Below are 23,106 nucleotides of genomic sequence, written 5' to 3'. Positions count from 1 at the left end.
CCAGCTCGCCGGGCGGGGGCGACGGTTCGCACCACGACGCCAGCGCTCCCTTCGAGCGCTGGCGTCGTGGCATGTACGGCATCGCTGACACCGTTCATGACTTCTTAAACCAGCAACGAATATGTAGGGAAAAATGGAAGCTATCAGTTCATACAGAACCAAACCTGTCGAGCGGTATGTCCAGCCAGTCGGTGGCGTAATCTTGATTGCTTACGCACTGCTAATGCCAGCCATGTCGATAGAAATGAAGTTCTTTCTTATCGCCATTGGAGCAGTCGCCATCTTCCTTGGAGTACTTCATCATTTTCATAAAACATTTGTGATTCATGAAAACTTCTTTGAAATGAAAAAGACCCCAATGTCTCCCACCCATCGTTTCCATTACAGTCATATAGAAAAATGGGAAGATGCCGAAGGCAGCAAGCTTTGCCTCAGTTACAGAAGAAAAAATGAAGTCAAGAAACATACGCTCCACACTGGAATGTTAAGCAAAGGGGATCGCGAGAGACTCCTTAATGACCTGAAATCTCTCGCCTCGCTACCAGCACAGGACACATGACCTTTACGTACCGCCCTCACAGGTCACAGGTACACAGACCAAGGAGAAGGAGAGAGCACGCACTGAATCAATCAGCACCTCACAAAACTTCACAGAGGATGCCTTTCCAGCGGGAAGGCAAGACCAATCATCATCTTCAGTACTGCTGTTGGTCGGCGGTATCGTGACCTACAATCGGATCGTGCGGGATTTCAATCGTGTCGAGCAGGGCTGGGCAGGCGTGCTAGTCCAGGAGCGACAGATTCTGCGCACCCTTCCCGCACTGTTCGAGCAAGTGTCGAGCTATCAGCAGTACGAGCGGGATATTCAAGAACGCTTGACGAAGATGCGTACGGCTTTCGATAGAATCTCCAACGAGAGGATACCCAGCGAAGCCGATGGGGCGGCACTGCAAGAAGCCCAGCGTGCCGGAGAGGAAGTGATGCGTGAACTGCGCCTCACCGTAGAGAACTACCCCGAACTCAAGTTCAGTGAAGTGGTGCGCAGCTACATGCGGGAACTGTCCAAGCTCGAGGATCATCTGGCTGCAGCACTACGCCTGTTCAATGCTCAGGTAGCCGCTTTCAATTCACGGATCGAAACGTTCCCGAGCAACCTGGTCAACGCCATTTCTCCACGCAGGTCCCGCATTCAGGTCTTTTTCGATAGCGAGGCTTCGTCTTCCTTCGAATATCGTCCAAATCCATGAGGCATCCGGATAGGCCATGGCTCAGCTCGTCAACGCAGCTTGCCGCGCCCGCCGCACGTTGGCCAGTAGCAGGCTGCCAGTAGCGGGGTCGGGGATCAGCGTGCAGTCGATATCGTAGAGTCGGCGTACCAGCTCAGTGGTGACCACCTCGCCTGGCGGCCCCGCGGCCACCAGCTTGCCACTACGCAGTGCGAGAAGATGGTCGGCGTAGCGGCAGGCGCTGGCGAGGTCGTGCAGCACCATCACCACGGTGCGCCCGTCGGCGGCCAGCTGGCGTACCAGTTCGAAGACCTCGATCTGGTGGCCAAGATCGAGCGCCGAGGTGGGTTCGTCGAGCAGCAGCAGTGGTGTCTGCTGGGCAATGGTCATGGCAATCCATGCACGCTGACGCTGGCCGCCGGAGAGGGTGTCGAGAGGCCGGTCAGCCAGTTCGCTCACATCGGCTGCGGCCAGCGCCTGGTGTACGATCTGCTGATCCTCCGCTGACCATTGGCGCAGCCAGCCTTGATGAGGCTGGCGGCCGAAGCGCACCAGCTCGGCCACGGTCAGGCCCTCCGGGGCAGTGGCTTCCTGGGGCAGTAGCGCCAGGCGACGGGCCAGCTCCCTGGCCGGCAGCTGCTGGATGTCCTGCCCATCGAGCAGCACCGCGCCGTGGCTGGGCGCGTGCAAGCGGGCCAGACCGGCCAGCAGGGTCGACTTGCCGCAGCCGTTGGGACCGACGATGGCGGTGACCTGGCCCGCCGGCAACGACAGCGCCAGCTCGTCGATGATGGTGGTGCGGCCATAGCCGAGGCTCAGGTCGCGGGTGGCGAGTTCGTGTCGGGTCATGCCAGATTCCTCGAAGCCGGTCGTAGCAGTATCCACAGCAGCCAGGGGCCGCCGACCACGGCAGTAACGATGCCCACCGGGATCTCGATGGGCGAGAGCAGCACCCTTCCCGCCAGATCGGCCAGCACCATGACTAGCGCCCCCGCCAGCGCCGAGGCCACCACCGGCACGCCCCGCGGCGAGGAGAGCGAACGGGCGATTTCAGGGCCGATCAGCCCGACCAGGCCCACCGGTCCCGCCACGGAGACCGCCAGACCGGTGAGCAGCACCGAGACCGTCAGCACCTGCCAGCGGCGCCGGGCGACGTGCAGACCGAGGCCGGAGGCCACGGCATCCGAGAAGCGCATCAGGCTCAGTGCCCGGGTGAGCCACAAGGCAACGCCCAGGCCGAGCGGCAGGCCTGCCGCGAGCAAGGTGACGGCCCCGGCAGGCCGGGCGTTGAGCGAGCCGACCGTCCAGGGGTATGCGGCGTTGGCGGTATCGATGTGCACCTTGGCCAACAGCAGCTGGGTGATGGCGCCGAACACCGCGCCGACCCCGATACCAGCGACGATGAAGCGGTAGCCACGTGTGCCGCCCCCGGCGGCCAGGCCGAAGGTGAGAGCCGCGGCAGTGGCTGCCCCCGCCAACGCCATGGGCGGCGGCGCCAGCGACACCCCCACACCAATCACCGAGGCCACGGCGAAGGCGGTGGCCCCGTTGTCGATACCGATGATGCCGGGGGTGGCCAGGCGATTGCGTGCCAGAGTCTGCATCAGGCAGCCCGCCACGCCGAAGGCGGCACCGGTGAGACAGGCAGCGAACAGCCGCGGCAGGCGCAGCTCCTGCACCAGGAACACCGCCATCAGCTCGCCGCGCCCCACCAGCGCCGGTAGCACGGCACTTGGCGCCAGCGCGCTGCTGCCCAGGGCCAGGTAGGCCAACGATGCCGCCAGCAAGCCCAGCAGCAGGAGTAGCGCGGCCAAGAAGGCACGTCTATCCACCAGCACGCTGCAGGGTGCTCGTGCGCCTCCCAACTGCCAGGCCAGGCGCCAGTGGCCGGCCGGCGCGGGAACCACCGTTGCCCGGTCGTACCCGTGCCCGACAGGCTGCTGGAGCCCGTCTCCGGCAGTATTGCCGTGCATTGCCCCCTCCTTTCTCATCAGGCGCATAGCGTTCATCAGGCTCATAGCGTTGGCATCCGTCGCGCTCTCACCACGGCGACCAGCACGGGCGCACCGCACAGTGCCGTGAGCACCCCCAGCGGCAGCTCGGAAGGTGCCACCACCAGCCGCGAGACGATATCGGCCGTGATCACCATCAACGGGCCAAGCGGCAGGCACAGCCACAGGGTACGACGAATGTCGGGCCCGGCCAGGGCGCGGGCGGCGAATGGCACCACCAGCCCGACGAAGGCAATAGGGCCAGCCGTGGCGGTGGCAGCTCCCACCAGCAGCGCCACGGCCACGATCACCAGCAGCCTGATCAGCCCCGGGCGGTGCCCGAGGCCACTGGCGACACGTTCGCCCAGCGCCAGGGCCGCCAGAGGGCGCGCCACGGCGAGCACGATGCCAGCGGCCAGCAGCAGGCTGGGCAGGATGGCAAGCAGATGATCGAGTCGACGCCCGGCCAGGCTGCCGACGATCCAGAAGCGGATCTCGTCGGCGGCACGCTGGTCGAACAGCAGCAGCAGCGAGGTGAGCGAAAGCAGCAAACCGGTCAGGGCGGCGCCGGCCAGCACCAGTCGCACCGGATCGTTACCGGCACCGCTGAAGCGGGCTATACCGAGAACGCAGAGGCACCCTGCCATGGCACCCAACTGCGCTACGCCAACCCGCATGGTGGTGGCGGTGGCGCCTAGCACCAGCGCCACGGCAACGGCAAAGGCCGCCCCGGCGCTGACGCCGAGTAGACCCGGCTCTGCCAATGGGTTGCGCGTCACCGCCTGCAGCAAGGCTCCCGCCACCCCCAAGGCCAGGCCGACCACCAACCCGATCAGGGTGCGAGGCAGGCGTAGCGAGCCGACCACGAACTGCGCTTCCGCATCGCCCTGCCCCGTGATGGCGGCCCAGGCCCGGCTCGGGCCGACCTCGCCGGCCCCCCATAGCAGGCTGGCCAGACACACCAGCAGCAATAACAGCAACAGGCCCGCCAGTCTCACAGGGAGACGGCGGGCCGTGGAGACCCCCGAAGAAAACGTCGTAGCCATCAGGGAGTCAGGGCAGCGTCTAGCTCATCGAGAATCGCCAGCGCCGCCAGCGGACCGGAAGCACTCGACCACAGCTGACCGTCGACGGGCACGACCTGGTCACGGGCCACCACGTCGAGGCGAGCGAAAGCGGGCGTGGCCTGCGCGGCTTGCAACGCTTCCCGCCCTTCTTCGTTCAGCGTGGCCAGGAACAGCCAGTCGGCATCGACGCGCGAAAGATTCTCGAGGCTTAGCGGATCGCTGTGCGGCCGGTCCTCACTCGTCAGGCCCGCGTCATGGATCGCCACCCCGGACGCGCGCAGCAGGCCGGCGGTGAAGAGGCGGTCCGACATGACCATGGGACCCTGAGGCATCCAGCGTACCAGCACGGCGCTGGGGGCTTCATCGGCAGAGATTTTCGCTTCGATCTCGGCGGCTCTGGCATCGACCTGCTCCAGTACCGCTTCGATTTCCGCCTCGCGCCCCAACGCCTGGGCGAACAGGCGTGCCTCGCCGCGCCATGCCTCGGGGTCCAGTCCTTCGGTCAGCGGTACGACGGTCGGTGCCATGCGCGAGAGCAACCGATACTGCGCCTCGGCGAGCTGCGGGGGTGCCAGGATCAGGTCCGGTTGCAGCGCCAGCACGGCCTCGAGGTTGATCTCTCGCACCACTCCGACGATGGCGGGGCGCTGCGCGTTCAGATGGGCCTCGATGTACCGGGCCACTCCATCGCCGCCGCGGGTGGTAACGGCGCCCAAGGGCATGACGTCTGCCGCCAAGGCAACGTCCAGCGCACCCTCGTAGAGCGTCACGACGCGCTTCGGCGCGTCGGGTATCGCCACCTCGCCGAAGGCCGTGTCTACACTGCGCTCGGCCCAGGCGGTAAGCGGCAGCATAAGCACGATTACTGTCAGGAGTGACAAGCACAGTGCGCCTAACACGCGTTTCCCAGCGTTCATACCAGCCTCACACGCAAAGTCATTTAATACGAATAATTATCACAAAGAATTGCGCCACCGCACTACGCAACGCAGCGTTGCGTAGTGCGCAACGAATTATAAAGCCAACAAGAATCGTTTTCATTAATGGAAATGCCAGCTAGACTGTTCCAATTGACGCAACGTTCCGGTGACTCGACATGTACGACCTCGACGAGCTGCTCGCCTTCGATCACGTCATGCGTTCCGGCAGTCTGACCCGCAGCGCACGTGCTCTCGACCTGGCCAAGTCGACCCTCAGCCGGCGTATCGCTCAGCTCGAACGTCAGCTGGGACAGCCTCTGCTGCGCCGGCAGTCCAACCGGCTGCTGCCTACCGAGGCCGGCCACGCCTTTCACGTCTACTGCCGGCAGATTCTCGAGATCGCCGAGCAGGGCCGCCAGGCACTGGAGGAGTTGAACGAGGAGGTCAGCGGCGAACTACACGTGGTTGCGCACAATGCGCTGGCCCGAAGTTGGTTGTCCGCTCGCCTGACCGCTTTCATGGAGTGCCATCCTGCGGTGCGCCTCACTCTGCTGACCTGCGCCACTCCCAACCTGACCGCCGACAGCCAGGCCCTCACCGTGTGGCTGGGGGAGGTGCGCGGTGGCGAGCTGCGTCAGGAAGTGCTGGGCTGGCTCCAGCGAGGTCTGTACGGACATCCCGACTATTTCTCCCGTCGAGGCTGCCCGCAACATCCTCGCGAACTCATACGGCATACCTGGATCGATCTGCTCGGCGAAACCGAGCAGGGGCTCACCCTTACCCACCGTGGACAGGGTGGCGAGTTCCACTTTCGCCCCCCCGAGTCACGCTTCCGCGTGGACCAGCAAATGCTGCATGGCGACGCCCTTGCCCACGGCCATGGCCTGGGCCTGATGTTCGACTGGCTGGCACAGGCGCGCGAACGCGCTCACCCCGGCTCACTCGTACGCTGCCTGCCGGAGTGGGACGCTCCGGCCGTACCGGTAACGCTCTTGTATCCATACGGCTTTCGGCCGCGGCGGCTGAGTGCCCTGCTGGCCTTCCTGCGCCAATCGCTACCGGACGCATGGCAACCAAGCCCGACCCCTCGGCTTGAGCCGGCAGTCACAGCCAAAAGCGAAGGTGTTGCCAGCCGCGCAACGCAACGTTGCCTGTCTTCCCTCTGATCAAAGGGAACTTTACGCATTAGAATCACCTGCACTTGATAACTAATATCATTTGATAAATTTTTCATGTTCAGCAGGTGATCCCATGCTCCATGCCCGTCGCAACGCTCTGGCCGTCGCCATCGCCAGCGTCCCGCTCGCCTTCACAGTCCAGGCGCAGGATAGCGCCCGCCTCGATAGCATCGTGGTGACCGCCGCCGGCTTCGAGCAGGCGCTGCAGGATGCGCCGGCCAGTATTTCCGTGGTCACCCGCGAGGAGCTGGAACAACGCCGCTTCTCCAATATCGCCGAGGCGATAGCCGACATTCCCGGTGTCGACGTTCGCTCCGGTGTGGGCAAGACCGGTGGCCTCAACGTGAGCATCCGCGGCATGCCGAGCGACTACACCCTGATCCTGATCGATGGGCGCCGTCAGAACACCTCCGGCAGCGTCACTCCCAACGGCTTCGGCGAGACCGCTACCAGCTTCATGCCACCGATGTCGGCCATCGAACGTATCGAGGTCATTCGTGGCCCCATGTCGACCCTCTACGGCTCCGACGCCATGGGCGGCGTGATCAACATCATCACCCGTCCTGTCAGCGACACCTGGATCGGCAGCGTCTCGCTGGACACGACCTTCCAGCAGGATCGTGACGCGGGAAATTCGCAAGGCATCAACCTCTATACCTCCGGCCCCCTGGTCGATGACGTGCTGGGCCTGCAGCTGCGTGGCCGGCTGTTCGATCGCGACGCCTCCGAGCGTATGATTCCCGACAGCGCCGCCCGCGACCCGCGCCCCACCGAGGCCCGTATCTACTCGCTGGGAGGACGCCTTACGCTGCGCGCCAATGAGGCCAACTCGGTCTGGTTGGATGCCGAACGCGCTCGTCAGACCTACGCCAACGACGATTGTCGCCTCGGCACGCTGGATGGGACCAATCGCGCGACTTGTGCCCCCCAGCCAGGGCAGATCTGGGGTTACGAGGACGAGTTGCGCTTCAATCGCGATCAGCTTGCCATCGGCCACACCGGACGCTTCGAGGCTGGTACGCTGGAGAGCAGCCTTACGCACAACACGACCGAAACCCTTGGTCGCACGCTGCCAGCAGGCAGCGCACCGGAGTACGGCTACGAGGCGCAGGGAGGCGAGCCGCGTCTGCTGGAGAACCGCGATATCGTTTTCGATACCAAGTTCACCCTGCCGATCGACCGCCACATGGTGACGGTGGGCGGCCAGTACATCGATGCCCGTCTGGAAGATGGCGCAGCAGGCGACCAGGCGTTCGAGCAACAGAGCTGGGCGCTGTTCGCCGAGGACGAGTGGTGGCTGCGTGACGACCTGGCGCTCACTCTGGGCGGTCGCTACGAGCATCATGACGCCTTCGGCGGTCACTTCAGCCCACGTGGCTACCTGGTGTGGAACACCACCGACCACTGGACTCTCAAGGGCGGCGTGAGCCGAGGCTACAAGACGCCGACACTCAACCAGTTGCATGACGGCATCACCGGCTTCGGCAATCAGGGGCAGTCCGTCTCCATCGGTTCACCGGATCTCGAGCCGGAAAAAAGCACCAACTACGAGCTCGGTGCCATTTATGACAGCCTGGATGGGCTCACCGTCAGCGGTACGGCCTTCTACAACCGCTTCACCGACCGCATTGCCGAAGGCGCGGAGATCCCCAACTGTCTGCACCCGGACGGTAACGTCCCAGGCTGTATCAGCGTCGGCAACTTCTCGCAGCAGACCGGCTTCTCCCAGTTGATCAACATCGACGAGGCAAGAACCCGGGGTATCGAAGTGGAGGCGCGCTATCGCTTCGCGCCCGCCTGGGAGGTGCGGGGCGGCTATACCTACACCGACACCGAGATCACCTCCGGCGAGCAAGAAGGGCTATTGCTCACCAATACACCCAAGCACAAGCTCACTGCCAGCCTGGGCTGGGACGTGACGAACAGGCTCAACGCCACGCTCGAGGGGGAGTACTACTCTTCGCGGGAGCGTTTTGTCGATGGCCTCCCGACGACCGGACAAAACCTGGCAATGTATGAGCAGGTAGGCAACAAGCTGGATGGTTACGAGTTGTTCCACCTGCGTACGACCTACCGCTTCACTGACCAGGTACGCCTGACCGGCTCGATCTACAACCTGTTGGACAAGGACTTCAGCAAGGCTGACAGCTACGAGTGGCAGGGCGACACCTATCAGGCCTATCGCTACACCCAGACGGGGCGCGCCACCGATGGCGTGGCACTGGACGGTCGCAGTTTTTGGCTCTCCGCCACTTACGAGTTCTGACCGGCTCACGCTTGCCGTTCCGTATCGTTACCTTCGCCCCGTCTCTGCCGGGGCTTTTTCTGGGTACTGGGCGTCATTCATCCCCGACTCGCAGTATCACCGAGTAACGATAGTCGTTGTCCTGCAACGCTGAAGGGGAGCCCGCGTAGGGGGTAGTCACCCGCAGGTACCAGACGCCGGCTTCGAGTTCACGTTCGATGCGGAAGTTGCCGTCGACGCCACTGTGCCAATCGCGCTCCACGACCTCGCCATCGGCATCCATCAGCTCCCCCGAGGGGGCGCCCATGGCTGAGTCCCAGGGAAAGGTCTCGCTTTCCAGTACCACGCGGGTCGGCTCTTGCAGGGTGAAGGTGAAGTAGCGCATTCCCGTCGACATGACCTCGAAGGGGCGGTCTGGGGTCAGCGGTATGGCGTAGTCGCGCGGATCGCTCGTGCCCGCACAGCCAGTCAGAAGCAACAGGATCGAGAATAGAGCAGCGACGCAGCGGCGCATGGCAGCCTCCTTTCCTTCGCGCGGCGTTACCCTCAGCCTACTCCCAATAGCCGTTCCACGCCCAGCCAGATCAAACGCAGCGCCAACAGGGTCAAGGTCCACTTGAAGAAGAAATCGAAGCGGCTATCGGTCACCCGGTTCAGCAGGCGCAGGCCCAGCCAGGTGCCGACGAAGCCCGCCGCGATCATGACCAGCATCAGCCCCAGCCAGTCGCGGAAGACGAACCCGGCGAAGCCGAAGATGAACGCCTTGGTGGCGTGCTGGAAGGACATGCAAGTGGCGAAGGTGGCCACCCGCGGTAGCCGCTCGCTCATGCCGAGCTTGATGAACGAGGCGACCATGGGGCCGCTGGCCCCGACAAAGCTGGAGAGCAGCGTGGTGAGCGCACCGGCGATCACGGTACCGGTACGCCCCACCGCCCGCTGGGGCAGGCCCGGCCCCCAGCAGGAGTACAGCACGAAGGCGGCGATGCACAGCTCCAGCACACCGTAGGGCAGGCGAATCAACAGCCACGCCGCCACCACCGCGCCGACGATCACGCCGGGCAGGAAGGCGGCGACGATGTCGCGGCGCACGTGTCGCCAGGTCATCACCGCCCGGCCACCGTTAGAGCCGAGCTGCACCATGCCGTGCACCGGGATCAGTGCCGTGGCCGGCATCACCTGGGCCATGGCGATGATCAACAGCGTGCCCCCGCCGATGCCCGCCGCCGCCGAGAGCGCCGAGGTCACTACCGAAAGCAGCACCAGAGCCAGGTTGACCCCGGCCGACAGCGGCGAGAGCAGCTCCAGCATCAGGCCGGACGCCTCACGGCAGCCTTCCCTCCTCGACGCCGTGGCACGCCACCTCGCTGCCGTCGCTGCGGGCGATCAGCCGCGGCACCTCGGCCTTGCAGCGCTCATTGGCATGCGGACAGCGCGGATGGAAGGCGCAACCCGTTGGCGGATGCACCGGGTTGGGCACTTCTCCCTGGATCACGGTGCGCTCCTTGCCCACGCCTTCCAGCGACGGCACCGCGGCCAGCAGCATCTTCGAGTAGGGGTGATGTGGCGTCTCGAACAGCTGGTCGGCCGGGGCAATCTCGGCGATACGCCCCAGGTACATCACCGCGATGCGGTCCGACATGTGCTTGACCACCGCCATGTCGTGGCTGATGAACAGGTAGGTCAGCCCGTACTCGTCCTGCAGATCGCGCATCAGGTTGAGGATCTGGGCCTGCACCGAAACGTCCAGCGCCGAGGTCGGCTCGTCGCAGATCATGAACTCCGGCTCGTTGGCCAGCGCCCGCGCAATCGAGATGCGCTGACGCTGGCCGCCGGAGAACTCGTGGGGGTAGCGGTTGGCGTCGGGCGCCGAAAGCCCCACCTGCTCGAGCAGCTCGCCCACCCGCCGCCGACGGTCGGCACTGCCCATCTCGGGGCGGAAGAAGCGCAGCGGCTCGCCGATGATGGTGCCCACCCGCCACAGCGGGTTGAGGCTGGCGTAGGGGTCCTGGAAGATCATCTGGAAGCGCTTGCGCACGCTGGCGGCCTGGCGGCCGGTGCGGCTCGCCAGGTTGCTGATGTCCTCGCCGTCGAACACCAGCTTGCCGCGGGTGAGGCCGTAGAGCCCCACCACCAGCCGCGCCACGGTGGACTTGCCGCAGCCCGACTCGCCTACCAGCGAGAGGGTCTCGCCACGGCGAATGGAGAAGCCCACACCGTCCACCGCCTTGAGCGTGAGCTTTTCGCTGCGCTCGATCACCCGGTTGAGCCAGGGCTTGGAGACGTCGAAATAGCGCGCCAGGTCCTGCGCTTCGAGCAGGATTTCGCCCTGCGCCGCGGTGCTCTTCTTGACTGCCGTATCAGCGCACATGGCTCACCTCCTCTCCCTCTGCGTCCTGCCGTGGCGGCAGCGGATCGACCGGGTCGTGCAGCCAGCACGCCGCCCGGCTGCCGCCGGCCGGCATCAGATCCGGCCGCTCGTCACGACAGCGCTGCTGGGCGTGAGGGCAACGCGGGTTGAAGGCGCAGCCCTCGGGAATCGCCGCCAGTCGCGGCATCGAACCCTCGATCTGATAGAGCCGCTCGAGGCGCTTGGCGATACCCGGGATCGAGGCCATCAGGCCCTTGGTGTAGGGGTGCTGCGGGTGGCGGATCACCTCGTCCACCGGGCCGATCTCGATCAGCCGCCCGGCGTACATCACCGCCACGCGGTCGGCGGTCTCGGCGATCACGCCCATGTCGTGAGTCACCAGCATCACTGCTGTGCCGTGGTCGGCACACAGCCGCTTGAGCAGGGCGAGGATCTGCGCCTGCACCGAGACGTCGAGTGCCGTGGTGGGCTCATCGGCAATGATGAACTCGGGACGCGCCGCCAACGCCAGGGCGATCACCACGCGCTGACGCATGCCGCCGGAGAACTGGTGCGGGTAGCTGTCGATGCGGTTCTCGGGGGCGGGAATGCCCACCTCGCGCAGCAGCTTGAGCGCCTCCTCGCGAGCCTCGCGCTCGTTCATCGGAAGGTGCGTACGGATCGTCTCGATCAGCTGGTCGCCCACCGAGAACAGCGGATTGAGACTGGTCAGCGGGTCCTGGAAGATCATGCCGATATGGCGACCGCGCAGTGGCACGAAGCGCTCTTCGGGAAGATCGTCGATGCGCTTGCCCGAGAGGCGGACTTCACCGGCAGCGATATGACCGGGCGGCTCCAGCAGCCGGATCACGGCGTTGCCGGTCATCGACTTGCCGGCACCGGACTCGCCCACCACACCCAGCACTTCGCCGGGGGCGATGTCGAAGGAAACGTCGTCCAGCGCCACCAGGGTGCCGTGGCGGGTGGGGAACTCCACCCGCAGATGGCGCACGGAAAGAACCGGCTCCTGCCCTGCGGTGCCAGGCTCGTGGCCCGCCACCGGGGCAGCGCTGTGCTGAGCCAGGCGTTGGTTATCGGAGCTTGGGGTTGAGGACATCACGCAACCAGTCTCCCAGCAGATTGACGGAGAGCGCCAGTATCAGCAGCGCCACCCCGGGGAAGAGCAGGATCCACCACTCTCCCGAGAACATGTAATCCTGGCCCACCCGGATAAGGGTGCCCAGGCTCGGCTGGGTCGCCGGCATGCCGACCCCCAGGAACGACAGCGTGGCCTCGGCAATGATCGCCAGCGCCAGGCCGATGGTGCCGATGACCAGCACCGGTCGCATCACATTGGGTAGGATGTGCTGGAACAGGATCTTACGCGCCGGCAGGCCTATCACCCGCGCCGCCTGCACGTACTCCTTGCTCTTCTCCACCATGGTGGCGCCGCGCACCGCCCGGGCGTACTGCACCCAGTCGGAGAGGCCGATGGCGATAATCAGTACGATGATGGCCACCTCGGCGTGCATCGAGCGCGGCAGGAAGCCGCGGATCACACCGAAGATCAGCAGCGCCATCAGGATCGACGGGAAGGTGAGCTGCACGTCGGCGATGCGCATTATCAGCGCATCGCGCCAGCCGCCGCGGAAACCCGCCAGCAGGCCCAAGGCGGTGCCCATCACCAGGGCGAAGATCACCGCGGCGAAGCCCACCAGCAGCGAGATGCGCGAGCCGTAGAGAATCGCCGAGAAGACGTCGCGGCCCTGGCTGTCGCTGCCCAGCAGGTAGAAATTGCCGGTGAAGTCCGAGGTGGTCATCGGCGGCGTGAAGGCGTCGATCAGCTCCAGCTGGCGCGGATCGAACGGATTCTGCGGCGCGATCCACGGCGCGAACAGCGCGGCGGCGAACATGATCAGCGTCACCAGGGTGGCGAGTATCACCACCGGCTGGCGCTTCCACGAGTAGACGATGTCACTGTCGAGGAAGGTGCGCCACTTGCTCGGCTTGGGCGGCACCACGGGTGCGGCGCTGTCACGGGTCTGAACGTCCTGACTCATTTGCCACCTCCCTGGGCGCGCAGCCGCGGGTCGACGGCGTAGTAGAGCAGATCCACCACCAGATTGATCACCACGAACACCAGCGCGATCATCATCAGGTAGGCGGCCATCACCGGCACGTCGACGAAGCGCACGGCGGTGATGAACAGCGCCCCCACACCGGGCCACTGGAACACCGTCTCGGTGATGATGGCAAAGGCGATGATGGTGCCGAGCTGCAGACCGATGATGGTGATGACCGGGATCATGGTGTTCTTTAGCGCATGACGTAGATGCACTACCCGCTTCGACAGCCCCCGCGCACGGGCGAACTTGATGTAGTCGGTGCTCAGTACCTCGAGCATCTCGGCCCGCACCAGGCGCATGATCAGGGTGAGCTGGAACAACCCCAGGGTGATCGCCGGCAGAATCAGCGAACGCAGCCCGCTGGTGGTGAGCAGGCCGGTGGTCCACCAGTCGCCGAGGCGCACCGTCTGGCCACGACCGAAGGCCGGCAGCATGCCGAGCTCCACGGCGAAGATGTAGATCAGCAGCACGCCGATCAGAAAGGTGGGCAGCGACACGCCGATCAGCGAGGCGGTCATGATGAAGTTGGCCAGCCAGCTGCGGCGACGCAGCGCGGTGTAGATGCCCAGCAAGATGCCCATGACCACGGCGAAGATGGCCGAGATGATGGCCAGCTCCAGGGTCGCCGGCAGCCGCTCGAGAATCAGGTCGGTCACCGGCCGGGCCGAACGATAGGAGATGCCGAACTCGAACTGAGCGGCATTGACGATGAAATTCCAGAACTGCACCACCACCGGCTGGTCGAGACCGAGCTGGGCCCGCAGCGCGGCGCGGTCGGCCTCGGTGGCCTCCTGCCCGAGCATGTTGAGCACCGGGTCGCCGACGTAGTGGAACAGCGAGAACGAGATGAGCGCGACCACGAACATCACGAAGATAGCCTGCAGTACGCGCTGGATCAGAAACGCTAGCATGGGATCACCAAATAACGACGATACCCCCGGCCGCTTGTGGCAGCCGGGGGTAGAGCCTCGAGACGCTTAGTTGTTGAAACGCAGATACTTGAAGTGCGGTGTATTCTCGCTCTGCACCTTGAAGTCGATATCGTCACGCATCGACCAGGTCAGCATCTGGTGGTGGATCGGGATGTAGACGATCTCGTCGTGAACGATCTGCCACGCTTCCGCGATCATCTCGTTGCGCGCCTCCTCGTCGACCTCCTGGCCCATGGCCACGGTCAACTCGTCCACCCGCTCGTCGGAGAAACCGGTAAAGTTCCAGGTGCCGAGAGCGTCTTCCTTGGTGTGGTAGAGATAGTTGAAGACGTACTCCGAATCCATGGTGGGCACGCCCCAGCCCAGCAGGTAGAAGTCGTACTCCCCACGCGCCAGCTCGGCGAAGTGCAGCGAGCGGGTCTGGGCCACCAGATCCACGGTGATGCCGATGCGCGCCAGCATGCTGACCACCGCCTGGCAGATCTGCTCGTCGTTGACGTAGCGGTCGTTGGGGCAGTGCAGAGTGACGCGGAAGCCGTCGCCGTAGCCGGCCTCTTCCATCAGCTCCTGGGCGCGGGCGGTATCCGCCTCGAGAACTTCGTCCATCTCCTCGCTGTAGCCGTTGACGAAGGGCGGCGCGATCATGCCGGCCGGCTCGGAGTTGCCGCGCATGACGGCACGCTGGATGGTGGTGGCATCCACCGCCAGGTTGATCGCCTCGCGTACGCGACGGTCGGCGAAGGGGTTGTCGTCGGTATCGGCGGTGCGCAGCTGGGCCGAGCCCATGTCCATGCCGAGGAAGATGGTGCGGTTCTCGGCGCCCTGCTCGTTCTTGATGCCATCGGCGTTGGCCAGGCGCTCGATGTCCTGTACCGGGGTTTCCTGCAGGAAGTCGACTTCGCCGGAGAGCAGTGCCGCCACGCGGGTGGAAGCCGACTCGATGGGCGTGAACACCAGACGGGAGATCTCCATCGGGTAGTGGTCGATGCCCCAGTAGTCGTCGTTGCGCACGAACACGGTGCGCACGTCGGGCTCGCGGCTCTCGACGCGGAACGGACCGGTGCCGTTGGCATTACGCACGGCATAGGTCTCTTCGCCGGCGGCGTAGTTCTGCGCCTCTTCCACCCCATGCTCTTCCGCCCACTCGCGGCTCATGATGAACAGGTTGGTGAAGTTGTTGGGCAGCAGCGGGTTGGGCTCGTGGGTCTCCACTTCGACGGTGTAGTCATCCACCGCGCGCACTTCGGAGATCGAAGTGAGCAGACCGCGCATGTCGGCGGGCTCGCGGCGCGCACGGTCGATGGAGAAGGCCACGTCATCGGCGGTCAGCGACTGGCCTTCGTGGAAGGTCACGCCCTCGCGGATCTTGAACACCCAGACGGTGGGCTCGTCTTCCTTCACGTACCACTCGGTGGCCAGGCCGGGCTGGTAGGCCACGTCCATGTCCTGATAGATCAGCGTATCGAAGATCTGATGGTTGACCGAGTGGGTAGGCCCCTCGTTCTGGGAGTGGGGGTCCATGGTCAGACTGTCCGCGGAACGGGTCCAGCGCAGGGTTTCGGCATTCGCTGAGGTGGCCAGCATGGCGCCGATCACGGCGGTGGCCAGAAGGGTCTTCTTGGGTAGCATCTTGTTATGTCCTCAATCAAGCAAGCGTTTGATGGGCTGATGCCCTGGAGAGGTTTCTCCCATACCTTAGCCAAGAAAGCCAGAATTACCTTAGGATTGCTTTTCAGCGCTATTTCGACTGTAGACAGTTACATTTCCGGTATTGCGAGCAATTCCTGGCAAACCGCTCGGCCGGTTTCGCTTCGTCGCCAATAGACGCAAATGCCGAATCAAGGGAAAGATACCCATGACACTGCTGACGACCCGGGTCGCCCCGGAGTGGGTCGACTACAACGGCCACATGAACGATGCCGAATACGCCCGAGTCTTCTCGCTGGCGGTGGACACCCTGATGGAGCGCATCGGCCTCGATGCCGAAGGGCGCGAGCGCCAGGCCTACACCCTCTTCACCCTGGAAACCCACCTCTGCTACCGGCGCGAAGCCCATCAGGGACAGGCACTGGAAGTCGAGGTGCTGCTGCTCGACCGCGACGCCAAGCGTCTGCATGTGTTCTTCACCATGAGCGACGCAACCGGCGAGACGCTGGCCACCAGCGAGCAGATGCTGATGGGCATCGACACGGCCAGCCACCGCCCCGCGCCCTTCCCGCCTGACGTGCTAGAAGCCATTGATGCGCTGCCACAGGCCGAGCCCGGCAACTGGCCGACGGCGGCCGGGAGGCGCATCGGCATTCCGAGATGAGACACTCATGAACACTTAATTGACACAAGTGTACATGGCCATCTACTGTTGTCGTACAGACAACAAGATGGAGGCCTGGGCATGGCCAACGACCCGCTGCTGCAGCCCTTTCAGCTCAAACACCTGACCCTGCGCAACCGGCTCATGATGACCTCCCACGAGCCGGCCTATCCCGAGGACGGCATGCCCAAGGCGCTCTACCGCGCCTATCACGTCGAGCGCGCCAGGGCCGGCCTGGGCCTGACCATGACCGCCGGCTCCGCGGCGGTGGCCAAGGACAGCCCGCCGGTGTTCAACAACATCCTGGCCTACAAGGACGAGGTGGTGCCGTGGATGCGTGAACTCGCCGACGCCTGCCATGAGCACGGCACCGCGGTGATGATCCAGCTCACTCACCTGGGCCGGCGCACCCGCTGGGACAAGGGCGACTGGCTGCCGGCGGTCTCGGCCTGCCACCGCCGCGAACCGGCCCACCGCGCCTTCCCCAAGCAGGTCGAGGAGTGGGACATCGAGCGCCTGATCCGCGACTACGCCGATGCCGCCGAGCGCATGCACGCCGCCGGCCTCGACGGCATCGAGCTGCAGGCCTACGGCCACCTGATGGACCAGTTCTGGTCGCCGCTGACCAACACCCTCGAGGGACCCTACGGCGGCGATCTCGACAACCGGCTACGCTTCACCTTCGACGTGCTGCGGGCCATTCGCCAGCGGGTCGGTGAGGAGTTCATCGTCGGGGTGCGCTATACCGGCGACGAGATGCTGGAAGGCGGGCTGACGGCCAGCGACGGCATGGAGATCTCGCGGCGCCTGAAGGAGAGCGGTCTGATCGACTTCCTCAACGTGGTGCGCGGTCACATCGACACCGACGCGGGCCTCACCGACGTGATCCCCATCCAGGGCATGCCCAGCGCTCCGCACCTCGACTTCGCCGGCGAGATCAAGCGACAGGTCGATTTCCCCACCTTCCACGGCGCCAAGATTCAGGACGTGGCAACGGCGCGCTACGCCATCGCCTCGGGCAAGGTCGACGTGATCGGCATGACCCGCGCCCACATGGCAGATCCGCACATCGTGCGCAAGATCGTCGAAGGCCGCGAAGAGGAGATCCGCCCCTGCGTCGGCGCCAACTACTGCCTCGATCGCATCTACCAGGGCGGTGCGGCCTACTGTATCCACAACGCCGCCACCGGGCGCGAAACCAGCATGCCCCACACCATCCCGCAGGCAGCGCAGCAGCGCCGGGTGGTGATCGTCGGTGCCGGCCCCGCGGGGCTGGAAGCCGCCCGTGTCGCTGGCGAACGGGGCCATTCAGTGGTGGTGCTGGAAGCCGCCAGCGACGCCGGCGGGCAGGTGCGCCTCACCGCCCAGCGCGAGCGGCGCCGCGAGATGCTGGGCATCATCGACTGGCGCCTGGCGCGCTGCGAGGCGCTCGGCGTCGAGATTCGCTACAACGTCTGGGCCGAGGTCGAGGACGTGCTCGCCGAGCAGCCGGACGTGGTGATCGTGGCCACCGGCGGCTACCCCATGGACGACCAGCCCGCGGTCGGCCACGACCTGGTGGTCAACACCTGGGACATCCTCTCCGGCCACGTGGCGCCGGGCAAACGGGTGCTGCTGTTCGACGATGCTGGCGATCACGCCGCCATGCTGGCGGCGGAGATCATCGCCGCCAGCGGCGCCGAGCTCGAGATCATGACTGCGGACCGCACCTTCTCGGCGGAGATCATGGCCATGAACCTGGTGCCCTACATGCGCGCCCTGCAGCGGCCCAACGTCACCTTCACCCCTACCTATCGGCTGAGGTCGGTGCAGCGCGACGGCGGCGAGCTGCTTGCCCGTATTACCAGCGACTATGCCACCAGTGGACAAGCGGACCAGGAGCGACGTATCGACCAGGTGGTGGTCAACTACGGCATCACGCCCATGGCGGACGTCTACTTCGAGCTGAAGCCACACTCCCGCAACGGCGGCGAGGTAGACTACGACGACCTGATCGCCGGCCGGCCCCAGGCGGTCGTGCGCAACCCGGAAGGCCGCTTCCAGCTGTTCCGCATCGGCGATGCCGTCGAGTCGCGCAATACTCATGCGGCAATCTACGATGCCTTGCGGCTGGTGAAGGATATCTAAACGGAGACAACCGCTGATGCCGAGAGGCGCCGATAGCGATACCAAATGGAAAGGCTCCCGCGAGGCCTGGCTCGATGCCGCCTTCGAGCTGCTGCTCGACTCCGGCGTGGAGAGCGTGCGCATCCTGCCGCTGGCCAAGCGGCTCAAGGTGTCGCGCACCAGCTTCTACTGGTTCTTCAAGGATCGCGAGGCGCTGCTCGATGCCCTGATCGAACGCTGGCGGGAGAAGAACACCCAGGGCCTGGTACGCCAGACCGAAGCCTACGCCGAGAGCATTACCGAGGCGATCCTCAACGTCTTCGACTGCTGGCTGGACCCCAAGCTGTTCGACTCCCCGCTGGAGTTCGCCATGCGCAGCTGGGCGCTGCAGTCGGAAGCGGTGGCCCGGGAGATCGATGCCGCCGACGAGGCGCGCATCGAGGCACTGACTCGCATGTTCGAGCGCTTCGGCTATGAGCCGCTGGCGGCCAACGTGCGCGGCCGGACCATCTACCTGACCCAGATCGGCTACATCTCGATGAAGACCCAAGAAGCGCTGGAGGTGCGCATGCAGCGCATTCCCGCCTACGTCGAGATCTTCACCGGACAGGCGCCGCAGCCCCGCGAGCTGCAGCGCTTCCAGGCCCGGCATGGTCATGCTATGGAAGGCGCCCAAGCGGTATCAGGCGCTGCCGGTCACTGATACCGATCATTGGTCCAGTCGCTCCTCGAATGCCGGTAGGATCTCGAACAGGTCGCCCACTAAACCATAATCGGCGACCTGGAAGATCGGTGCCTCTTCGTCCTTGTTGATCGCCACGATCATCTTGGAGTCCTTCATGCCGGCCAGGTGCTGGATGGCACCGCTGATGCCTACGGCAATGTAGAGCTCCGGCGCGACGATCTTGCCGGTCTGCCCCACCTGCATGTCGTTGGGCACGAAGCCGGCGTCCACCGCGGCGCGAGAGGCACCGATGGCGGCGCCCAGCTTGTCGGCGATGCCGTCGAGCAGCTTGAAGTTCTCGCCGCTACCCATGCCACGACCGCCGGAGATGACCACCTTGGCTGCCGCCAGTTCGGGACGGTCGCTCTGGGCCAGCTCCTGCTTGACGAAGGTGGACTGGCTATTGTCGGCAACGATATCGACATTCTCGACGGCAGCGCTACCGCCTTCGCTCCCTCTATCAGGGCAGGCATCGAAGCCGGTGCTGCGTACGGTGATCACCTTGAGGGTGTCGGCGCTTTTCACCGTGGCGATGGCGTTGCCGGCGTAGATCGGACGCTTGAAGGTGTCGGCATCGACCACTTCGACGATCTCGGAGATCTGGCTGACGTCCTTTAGCGCGGCAACCCGCGGCAGCACGTTCTTGCCGGTGGTGGAGGCGGCGGCCAGCACGTGACTGTAGCCATCGGCCAGCTCGACCAGCAGCGCCGACAGGGGCTCGGCCAACTGGTGGGCGTAGACGGCGTTGTCGGCCACGCGGACCTTGCTCACGCCGTCGAGCTTGGCAGCGGCCTCGGCCACGGCGCCGACGTTCTCACCGGCGACCAGCACGTCGATGTCGCCACCGATGGACGCTTTCAACTTCAGGGCCGCGGCGACCACGTGGGCGGTGGCGCCAACCAGGATGCCGTCGTGATGTTCGGCAAGGACGAGCACGCTCATGAAATCGGCTCCTGTGAAAAAACTTTGGCTTCGCTCTTCAACTTGTCCACGAGCTCGTCGACGGAGCCCACCTTGATGCCGCCCTTGCGCTCGGCTGGCGATTCGACCTTGAGCAGCGTGAGCCTGCTGGCCACCTCGACGCCGAGGTCGGCCGGGCTCTTGACGTCGAGCGGCTTCTTCTTGGCCTTCATGATGTCGGGCAGCTTGGCGTAGCGCGGCTCGTTCAAGCGCAGGTCGGTGGTGACGATGGCCGGCAGGGTCAGCTCGACGGTCTGCAGGCCACCGTCGATCTCGCGGGTCACCTGGAGCTTTTTATCGCCCCCGTCACCGCTGATTTTCACCTCGGAGGCGAAGGTGCCCTGGGGCAGGCCAGCCAATGCGGCCAGCATCTGGCCGGTCTGGTTGTTGTCGGTGTCGATGGCCTGCTTGCCGAGAATGACCAGCACCGGCTGCTCCTCTTCCACCACCTTGGCCAGCAGCTTGGCCGCGGCCAGCGACTCGACGCGCTCTTCGGTCTCGGCTGACGTGTCGATATGAATGGCCCGGTCGGCGCCCAGCGCCAGCGCGGTGCGCAGCTGCTCCTGGGCGGCCTTGGGGCCGATGGTCACGGCGACCACTTCGGTGGCCACGCCTTTTTCCTTCAGCCGCACCGCCTCTTCCACGGCGATCTCGCAGAAGGGGTTCATGGCCATCTTGACGTTGGTGAGGTCGACGTCGGAGTGATCCGCCTTGACCCGGATCTTGACGTTGTAGTCGATGACGCGTTTGACCGCGACGAGGATCTTCATGGCACTCTCCTGGCTCTATTCCCTGGCCCTCGCTCACTTCTCGACGAAGGCACGTTCGATGACGTAGTCACCCGGCTCGCCCTGCTGTGGGCTGGCCTCGAAGCCCATGTCGTCGAGCATGGCGGTAAGGTCCGAGAGCATGGCGGGGCTGCCGCACAGCATCACCCGGTCGGTCTCGGGGTTGAGCGGCGGCAGGCCGATGTCGTCGCAAAGCTTGCCGCTCTCGATCAGCGTGGTGATACGGCCCTGGTTGCGGAACGGCTCGCGGGTCACGGTGGGGTAGTAGATCAGCTTGTCGCGAATCTCCTCGCCAAGGAACTCATGCTCGGGCAGCTCCCGGGTGATGTGGTCGTGGTAGGCCAGCTCGCTGACGTAGCGCACGCAGTGCACCAGCACGACTTTCTCGAAGCGCTCGTAGACCTCCGGGTCCTTGATGATGCTCATGAACGGCGCCAGCCCCGTGCCGGTACTCAGCAGGTAGAGATGCCGGGCCGGGGTCAGGTCGTGGATGACCAGGGTACCCACCGGCTTGCGGCTGACCATGATCTGATCGCCCACCTCGAGGTGCTGCAGGCGCGAAGTGAGCGGTCCGTCGGGTACCTTGATGCTGAGGAACTCGAGATAGTCGTCATGATTGGCACTGACGATGCTGTAGGCACGCATCAGCGGCTTGCCACCCACTTCGAGCCCGATCATCACGAAGTGACCGTTCTCGAAGCGCAGCGCCTGGTCGCGGGTGGTGCGGAAGCTGAACAGGGTGTCGTTCCAGTGGTGGACGCTCAGTACGTCGGCGGTTCCGATAGCAGCCATGAGGAATTCCTCCAGTCGTCTTGCATCGCGAGCGATGCGGTTCAGGCCACCGGCAGCAGTGCCAGCAGTCCCATCACGGTCAGTACCAGCGCTGCACTCAACGCGCAGAGCAGCGACAGCGGACGCCAGCCCTGAGCCAGCAGGTCGCGCACCGAAGTGCGCATGCCCAGCGCCGCCATGGTCACCAGCAGGCACCACTGCGAGGCGCTGATGAGCAGTTCCCGCAGACCCGGGGACAGCAGCCCCAGGCTGTTGGCAACGAACAGCACGACGAAGCCGAGCAGGAACCAGGGAAATTCGCCGCTGCCGCTCTGGCCGCGACGCAGCAGCAGGCCGATTGCCAGCACCAGCGGTACCAGCAACGCCACGCGCAGCAGCTTGGTCAGCGTGGCCACGTCGCCGGCAGCGTCGGAGACGAGATACCCCGCCCCGGCGGCCTGGGCCACGTCATGGATGGTGGCACCGAGGAACAGCCCGCTGACGATGTCGCCGTAGCCGAGCAGCGCGGTGAGCGGTGGCAGGCCGAGCATGGCAAGCGTGCCCAGCGCGGTGACGCACACCACCACGCCCAGCAGACGGCGCTCCTCGAGGCGGCCAGCGGGAAGCACGGCGGCCACTGCCACTGCCGCCGACACACCGCAAATCGCCACCGCTGCGCCGGCCACCAGACTGTGCGACGTTGGCAGAGCCAGCCAGCGCCCCAGCCCCAGCGCCGAGACGAGGATCAGCGGCACGCTGGCCAGCACCACCGCGAGCGGCAGCCAGCCCACTTCCTGCAACTGGGTCAGAGCGATGCGCGCGCCGAGCAGGGCCACGCCGATTCGCAGCACCCGCCGGGCACAGAAGCCGACGCCGGCCTGCAGACGCGCCTCACCGGCCTGACTGGCGAATCCGAAGCCCAGCAGCAGCGCGAGCAGCAGCGCCGGGGCACCGTAGTGCTCGGCCAGGAAGCTGCCGGCCAGGGCCAGTACGAGGCACAGCGAGACCCCGGGATAGAGGCGCTTGAGCGCGGCCCAGGACGGCGCCACGGCGAGCGGCATGGGAGCGTTCATCGCGCCGTCTCGCCCAGTTCGCGCAGATAGCCCCAGGGAAACACGCCCCGGCTGTGGCCATCGGAGAAGAACAGCTGCAAGCCGCTGACGCCGAAGGGCTTGGCGTCGACCACGGTGATATCGGCGTCGTACAACGCCAGGCGGCCGCTACGCTTGGCGTGCAGACAGCTCGAGCAGGCACAGGCGGCCCGCAGCGCCAGGCAGGAGAGCGTGTCCGTGCGGCCATCCGGCCAGCGGATCTCCACCTCCCGGGTGCGGCGATTGAGGTGCACCCCGTCGGGCGGGGCAATGGTATGGCGCAGATGTTCCGGTGTATGGGCAATGGCGCTCATGTCAACCTC

24 protein-coding genes are annotated in these 23,106 nt (G+C 65.2%); 8 read left to right on the top strand and 16 right to left on the bottom strand.

From position 1 onward, the window contains the following. From B8115_RS23865 to B8115_RS03200, 3 genes are all read left to right on the top strand, one after another. A partial coding sequence (locus B8115_RS23865) for a hypothetical protein (protein WP_238539189.1) occupies positions 1–200 on the top strand: 200 nt, incomplete at its 5' end. Between the two features lie 2 nt (positions 201–202). Further along, entirely contained in the window at positions 203–559 is a 357-nt protein-coding gene (locus B8115_RS23225) for a hypothetical protein (RefSeq protein WP_238539188.1), read from the top strand. Between the two features lie 163 nt (positions 560–722). After that, positions 723–1,247, top strand: coding sequence for a LemA family protein (locus B8115_RS03200; protein WP_158409632.1), 525 nt, complete (start codon positions 723–725; stop codon positions 1,245–1,247). A 21-nt stretch (positions 1,248–1,268) separates the two neighbouring features. Here the strand turns inward: B8115_RS03200 and B8115_RS03195 are convergent, their stop codons facing one another. The 4 genes from B8115_RS03195 to B8115_RS03180 all read right to left on the bottom strand — a co-directional run bounded on the left by B8115_RS03195 (position 1,269) and on the right by B8115_RS03180 (position 5,138). After that, complete coding sequence (locus B8115_RS03195; RefSeq protein WP_010626307.1) at positions 1,269–2,075, bottom strand: ABC transporter ATP-binding protein; 807 nt, start codon at positions 2,073–2,075, stop codon at positions 1,269–1,271. Then, on the bottom strand, positions 2,072–3,199 hold the full coding sequence (locus B8115_RS03190) for an iron chelate uptake ABC transporter family permease subunit (protein ID WP_010626306.1): 1,128 nt from the start codon (positions 3,197–3,199) through the stop codon (positions 2,072–2,074). Before B8115_RS03190 ends, B8115_RS03195 begins: the two co-directional genes overlap by 4 nt. 41 nt (positions 3,200–3,240) lie before the next feature. After that, the gene (locus B8115_RS03185; RefSeq protein ID WP_010626305.1) at positions 3,241–4,197 is read right to left on the bottom strand and encodes an iron chelate uptake ABC transporter family permease subunit; all 957 of its coding nucleotides are present in this window, start codon (positions 4,195–4,197) and stop codon (positions 3,241–3,243) included. Between the two features lie 65 nt (positions 4,198–4,262). Beyond that, positions 4,263–5,138 carry an iron-siderophore ABC transporter substrate-binding protein gene (locus tag B8115_RS03180; RefSeq protein ID WP_010626304.1) on the bottom strand — a complete coding sequence of 292 codons (876 nt, stop codon included), beginning with the start codon at positions 5,136–5,138 and terminating at the stop codon, positions 4,263–4,265. 242 nt (positions 5,139–5,380) lie between these two features. On the opposite strand from B8115_RS03180, the gene B8115_RS03175 reads away from it, so the two are divergent. Together B8115_RS03175 and B8115_RS03170 are read left to right on the top strand one after the other, a co-directional pair. After that, positions 5,381–6,370 carry a LysR family transcriptional regulator gene (locus B8115_RS03175; RefSeq protein WP_010626303.1) on the top strand — a complete coding sequence of 330 codons (990 nt, stop codon included), beginning with the start codon at positions 5,381–5,383 and terminating at the stop codon, positions 6,368–6,370. An 85-nt stretch (positions 6,371–6,455) separates the two neighbouring features. Beyond that, positions 6,456–8,648 (top strand): TonB-dependent receptor domain-containing protein, encoded by a 2,193-nt coding sequence (locus B8115_RS03170; protein ID WP_010626302.1) that lies wholly within the window; start codon positions 6,456–6,458, stop codon positions 8,646–8,648. Positions 8,649–8,721: 73 nt separating this feature from the next. On the opposite strand, the gene B8115_RS03165 is transcribed toward B8115_RS03170, so the two are convergent. The 7 genes from B8115_RS03165 to B8115_RS03135 form a co-directional block, all read right to left on the bottom strand. Continuing rightward, positions 8,722–9,141 (bottom strand): hypothetical protein, encoded by a 420-nt coding sequence (locus B8115_RS03165; protein WP_010626301.1) that lies wholly within the window; start codon positions 9,139–9,141, stop codon positions 8,722–8,724. Positions 9,142–9,173: 32 nt separating this feature from the next. Continuing rightward, positions 9,174–9,935: a sulfite exporter TauE/SafE family protein gene (locus B8115_RS03160; RefSeq protein ID WP_010626300.1), complete on the bottom strand. Its 762-nt coding sequence runs from the start codon at positions 9,933–9,935 to the stop codon at positions 9,174–9,176. Between the two features lie 13 nt (positions 9,936–9,948). Next, positions 9,949–10,995, bottom strand: a complete 1,047-nt coding sequence (locus B8115_RS03155; protein WP_010626299.1) for an ABC transporter ATP-binding protein — start codon at positions 10,993–10,995, stop codon at positions 9,949–9,951. Then, positions 10,985–12,091: an ABC transporter ATP-binding protein gene (locus tag B8115_RS03150; RefSeq protein ID WP_083861765.1), complete on the bottom strand. Its 1,107-nt coding sequence runs from the start codon at positions 12,089–12,091 to the stop codon at positions 10,985–10,987. Before B8115_RS03150 ends, B8115_RS03155 begins: the two co-directional genes overlap by 11 nt. Beyond that, on the bottom strand, positions 12,066–13,034 hold the full coding sequence (locus B8115_RS03145; RefSeq protein WP_010626297.1) for an ABC transporter permease: 969 nt from the start codon (positions 13,032–13,034) through the stop codon (positions 12,066–12,068). The genes B8115_RS03150 and B8115_RS03145 overlap by 26 nt, the downstream gene beginning before the upstream one ends. Next, on the bottom strand, positions 13,031–14,011 hold the full coding sequence (locus tag B8115_RS03140) for an ABC transporter permease (RefSeq protein ID WP_010626296.1): 981 nt from the start codon (positions 14,009–14,011) through the stop codon (positions 13,031–13,033). The genes B8115_RS03145 and B8115_RS03140 overlap by 4 nt, the downstream gene beginning before the upstream one ends. A gap of 66 nt (positions 14,012–14,077) precedes the next feature. After that, positions 14,078–15,661 (bottom strand): ABC transporter substrate-binding protein, encoded by a 1,584-nt coding sequence (locus B8115_RS03135; protein WP_010626295.1) that lies wholly within the window; start codon positions 15,659–15,661, stop codon positions 14,078–14,080. 226 nt (positions 15,662–15,887) lie between these two features. Between B8115_RS03135 and B8115_RS03130 the strand changes: the two genes are divergently transcribed. The 3 genes from B8115_RS03130 to B8115_RS03120 all read left to right on the top strand — a co-directional run bounded on the left by B8115_RS03130 (position 15,888) and on the right by B8115_RS03120 (position 19,152). Then, positions 15,888–16,343 (top strand): thioesterase family protein, encoded by a 456-nt coding sequence (locus B8115_RS03130; protein WP_010626294.1) that lies wholly within the window; start codon positions 15,888–15,890, stop codon positions 16,341–16,343. Between the two features lie 81 nt (positions 16,344–16,424). Further along, complete coding sequence (locus B8115_RS03125) at positions 16,425–18,470, top strand: NADH:flavin oxidoreductase (protein WP_010626293.1); 2,046 nt, start codon at positions 16,425–16,427, stop codon at positions 18,468–18,470. A gap of 16 nt (positions 18,471–18,486) precedes the next feature. Then, a complete protein-coding gene (locus B8115_RS03120; RefSeq protein ID WP_010626292.1) occupies positions 18,487–19,152 on the top strand; it encodes a TetR/AcrR family transcriptional regulator in 666 nt (221 codons plus the stop codon). Between the two features lie 6 nt (positions 19,153–19,158). Here the strand turns inward: B8115_RS03120 and B8115_RS03115 are convergent, their stop codons facing one another. From B8115_RS03115 to B8115_RS03095, 5 genes are read right to left on the bottom strand one after another with little or no spacing between them, the layout of a single operon-like run. After that, complete coding sequence (locus B8115_RS03115) at positions 19,159–20,115, bottom strand: electron transfer flavoprotein subunit alpha/FixB family protein (RefSeq protein ID WP_010626291.1); 957 nt, start codon at positions 20,113–20,115, stop codon at positions 19,159–19,161. Further along, a complete protein-coding gene (locus tag B8115_RS03110; RefSeq protein ID WP_010626290.1) occupies positions 20,112–20,903 on the bottom strand; it encodes an electron transfer flavoprotein subunit beta/FixA family protein in 792 nt (263 codons plus the stop codon). The genes B8115_RS03115 and B8115_RS03110 overlap by 4 nt, the downstream gene beginning before the upstream one ends. 33 nt (positions 20,904–20,936) lie before the next feature. Next, a complete protein-coding gene (locus B8115_RS03105) occupies positions 20,937–21,713 on the bottom strand; it encodes a ferredoxin--NADP reductase (protein WP_010626289.1) in 777 nt (258 codons plus the stop codon). Positions 21,714–21,754: 41 nt separating this feature from the next. Continuing rightward, positions 21,755–22,765 (bottom strand): YeiH family protein, encoded by a 1,011-nt coding sequence (locus tag B8115_RS03100; RefSeq protein WP_051004588.1) that lies wholly within the window; start codon positions 22,763–22,765, stop codon positions 21,755–21,757. Then, positions 22,762–23,097: a DUF971 domain-containing protein gene (locus B8115_RS03095; RefSeq protein WP_010626287.1), complete on the bottom strand. Its 336-nt coding sequence runs from the start codon at positions 23,095–23,097 to the stop codon at positions 22,762–22,764. Before B8115_RS03095 ends, B8115_RS03100 begins: the two co-directional genes overlap by 4 nt. Positions 23,098–23,106 lie beyond the last annotated feature (9 nt).

Origin of the sequence: Halomonas sp. KM-1 (genome assembly GCF_000246875.1) — a bacterium.
GTDB lineage: Bacteria > Pseudomonadota > Gammaproteobacteria > Pseudomonadales > Halomonadaceae > Halomonas > Halomonas aerodenitrificans.
The sequence above is the reverse complement of the archived record's forward strand: the minus strand, read 5'-3'. Positions and strand labels throughout refer to the sequence as shown.

Coding starts and splice junctions, on each gene's coding strand:
- B8115_RS03160 (WP_010626300.1), bottom strand. CDS start 9,935: ATGCTGGAGCTGCTCTCGCCGCTGTCGGCCGGGGTCAACCTGGCTCTG.
- B8115_RS03180 (WP_010626304.1), bottom strand. CDS start 5,138: ATGCTGCCGCTTACCGCCTGGGCCGAGCGCAGTGTAGACACGGCCTTC.
- B8115_RS03130 (WP_010626294.1), top strand. CDS start 15,888: ATGACACTGCTGACGACCCGGGTCGCCCCGGAGTGGGTCGACTACAAC.
- B8115_RS03165 (WP_010626301.1), bottom strand. CDS start 9,141: ATGCGCCGCTGCGTCGCTGCTCTATTCTCGATCCTGTTGCTTCTGACT.
- B8115_RS03145 (WP_010626297.1), bottom strand. CDS start 13,034: ATGAGTCAGGACGTTCAGACCCGTGACAGCGCCGCACCCGTGGTGCCG.
- B8115_RS03120 (WP_010626292.1), top strand. CDS start 18,487: ATGCCGAGAGGCGCCGATAGCGATACCAAATGGAAAGGCTCCCGCGAG.
- B8115_RS03100 (WP_051004588.1), bottom strand. CDS start 22,765: ATGAACGCTCCCATGCCGCTCGCCGTGGCGCCGTCCTGGGCCGCGCTC.
- B8115_RS03170 (WP_010626302.1), top strand. CDS start 6,456: ATGCTCCATGCCCGTCGCAACGCTCTGGCCGTCGCCATCGCCAGCGTC.
- B8115_RS03190 (WP_010626306.1), bottom strand. CDS start 3,199: ATGCACGGCAATACTGCCGGAGACGGGCTCCAGCAGCCTGTCGGGCAC.
- B8115_RS03095 (WP_010626287.1), bottom strand. CDS start 23,097: ATGAGCGCCATTGCCCATACACCGGAACATCTGCGCCATACCATTGCC.
- B8115_RS03105 (WP_010626289.1), bottom strand. CDS start 21,713: ATGGCTGCTATCGGAACCGCCGACGTACTGAGCGTCCACCACTGGAAC.
- B8115_RS03135 (WP_010626295.1), bottom strand. CDS start 15,661: ATGCTACCCAAGAAGACCCTTCTGGCCACCGCCGTGATCGGCGCCATG.
- B8115_RS03195 (WP_010626307.1), bottom strand. CDS start 2,075: ATGACCCGACACGAACTCGCCACCCGCGACCTGAGCCTCGGCTATGGC.
- B8115_RS03175 (WP_010626303.1), top strand. CDS start 5,381: ATGTACGACCTCGACGAGCTGCTCGCCTTCGATCACGTCATGCGTTCC.
- B8115_RS03115 (WP_010626291.1), bottom strand. CDS start 20,115: ATGAGCGTGCTCGTCCTTGCCGAACATCACGACGGCATCCTGGTTGGC.
- B8115_RS03155 (WP_010626299.1), bottom strand. CDS start 10,995: ATGTGCGCTGATACGGCAGTCAAGAAGAGCACCGCGGCGCAGGGCGAA.
- B8115_RS03125 (WP_010626293.1), top strand. CDS start 16,425: ATGGCCAACGACCCGCTGCTGCAGCCCTTTCAGCTCAAACACCTGACC.
- B8115_RS03150 (WP_083861765.1), bottom strand. CDS start 12,091: ATGTCCTCAACCCCAAGCTCCGATAACCAACGCCTGGCTCAGCACAGC.
- B8115_RS03110 (WP_010626290.1), bottom strand. CDS start 20,903: ATGAAGATCCTCGTCGCGGTCAAACGCGTCATCGACTACAACGTCAAG.
- B8115_RS03140 (WP_010626296.1), bottom strand. CDS start 14,011: ATGCTAGCGTTTCTGATCCAGCGCGTACTGCAGGCTATCTTCGTGATG.